Here is a 1,704-nt window from a genome sequence, read left to right on the forward strand (position 1 = left end):
GCACCGCCGCCAGCTGCAGCTCGCTGCCGGCGCGCCGCAGCGCGCAGCGTGCGGCCGCCACACGGTCCCGCGGGTAGGTCAGGTAGAGGGCCGAGTAGGCCAGCAGGCACAGCGACCAGGGCACCACCAGGCAGACCAGGAGCCCGCTGCACGGGGGGCGGAGAGGAGTTCGCAACGGGGATGCGGCCGAGGAGCAAGGACAAGGCCGAGCGCACACGCCAGCAGCCCTCCACGTGGGCAGCGGCCGGCCACAACTCCTGGAAACCGGCAAGCTGCAGAAAGCTGCCATGGAAAGCGCAGCGCTCTCGGCCTAGGTGGGCACCAGCCGGCCGCGGCGCAGCGCAGCCCGCACCTGGCGAGCGCCGAGGCGTTGGCTGCGCCGCCGCCGCCCAGCGGCCCAGAGAACCCAAACAGGCGCTCCGCGGTCAGGCCCACGAGCGGAGCGCCGCAGGCGCCAATCGCCCCCTGCGGCGACCATGCCAGCCACGTCTTTCAGTGCCCATGCCGGCCGCTTGCCGGTCCACGCAAGCCTCGGAAGCGGAGTCGCCATGATCTCGCGGACGAACGGATCGACGAGGCGGCGCGGGAGTAGGAGGGCACCAATCGCCTTGTTGGCCTGAACTTCCCACCAGTCGTATCGACGACCGCCGCCTCCTTCCCCAATTGTCCGACAGGCAAACCCGTCGCTGGTGACACCAGCGCAACGATCCACCTTCACCAGACCGCTTTTCAGATCATCCTCCGCCCGGAAAACCTCGGCGAAAAGGTTGCCGTGAAACAATCCGTGCCCCCCCTCGTGCGCCATCGTCGAGCGGACCCGCTTGCCAGCGATCTTTGAGTCGTCTTCTCCCAGAGTCACTTCGACGATGATTTCCGCGACCGTGCCGTCACGATTGAACCGGCATGCGCCCATCACCCCCTCGCCGAAGCGGGTCTGGAGGTCGTCATACTGGATCGTGATGCCAAAATGCTTCTCTACGAAACGGTCGATGCGGATCGGTGCCGGCTCTTGCGGCATGAGATCGACCGCCACGAGGGCATCCGAACATGCCTGGTCGATACGCTGCTCGGGGAGAAACGGGTCGGACAGGAAGGGACAAGGGCCGGCTTGAGCTTTCACGGGGCGTCGTTTTTTGGGGGTTCGGGGGCTGACTCGGGGAAGCGGCGCTTCAAATCGTCTGCGGTGAGTCCCTGGCTCTTGACCTGATCGACGATCCGGCGGAAGGCGTAGGCGAACTCCACATCCTCATCGGTCAACTCTGCAATCTCCTTCGTCGGCGGGCGGTTGTCGTAGCTCTTGAGGTCCTCGACCGTAGTCCTTAGCGCGTCGGCGAGCTTTACAAGGGTGTCCTCGGTAGGATAGCGCCGCCGCTTCTCAACGTCCGTCAGAAACGGAGCGGACACCTTCACCAAGTCCGCAAGGTCGCGAAGTGAGAGGTCTCTTTCGTTCCGGAGTTCCCGGATTCTGTCACCGAAGTAGCGGGTCACGGGGAGTTGGTAGCCGAGGAAGCTACCATGGTCAACAGATTTTTTATCTTCCCACCACTTTTCACCACTTTGCCTATGGCTGGGTGCGACATGTCGCACCGGGCATGGCGGAACATCTGGGGGCTATTTTCACTATTTTCCCTTACGGAAGCAAGACTTCCCACCGGTTTTCGCCCCTGTGGTGCGACATGTCGCCAGAAGGTTTACATGCAGCAC

3 protein-coding genes are annotated in these 1,704 nt (G+C 64.1%); 1 reads left to right on the plus strand and 2 read right to left on the minus strand.

What is annotated here, in order from left to right:
* Positions 1 to 310 precede the first annotated feature (310 nt).
* Positions 311 to 1,120 carry a hypothetical protein gene (locus tag QZY48_RS31190; RefSeq protein WP_295437966.1) on the minus strand — a complete coding sequence of 270 codons (810 nt, stop codon included), beginning with the start codon at positions 1,118 to 1,120 and terminating at the stop codon, positions 311 to 313.
* Positions 1,117 to 1,488 (minus strand): helix-turn-helix transcriptional regulator, encoded by a 372-nt coding sequence (locus QZY48_RS31195; RefSeq protein ID WP_295437969.1) that lies wholly within the window; start codon positions 1,486 to 1,488, stop codon positions 1,117 to 1,119. Before QZY48_RS31195 ends, QZY48_RS31190 begins: the two co-directional genes overlap by 4 nt.
* Positions 1,489 to 1,515: 27 nt before the next feature.
* Between QZY48_RS31195 and QZY48_RS31200 the strand changes: the two genes are divergently transcribed.
* Positions 1,516 to 1,704: hypothetical protein (locus tag QZY48_RS31200; protein ID WP_295437971.1), on the plus strand; the 189-nt coding region annotated here is incomplete at its 3' end.

This window comes from uncultured Thiodictyon sp., assembly GCF_903828115.1.
GTDB lineage: Bacteria > Pseudomonadota > Gammaproteobacteria > Chromatiales > Chromatiaceae > Thiodictyon.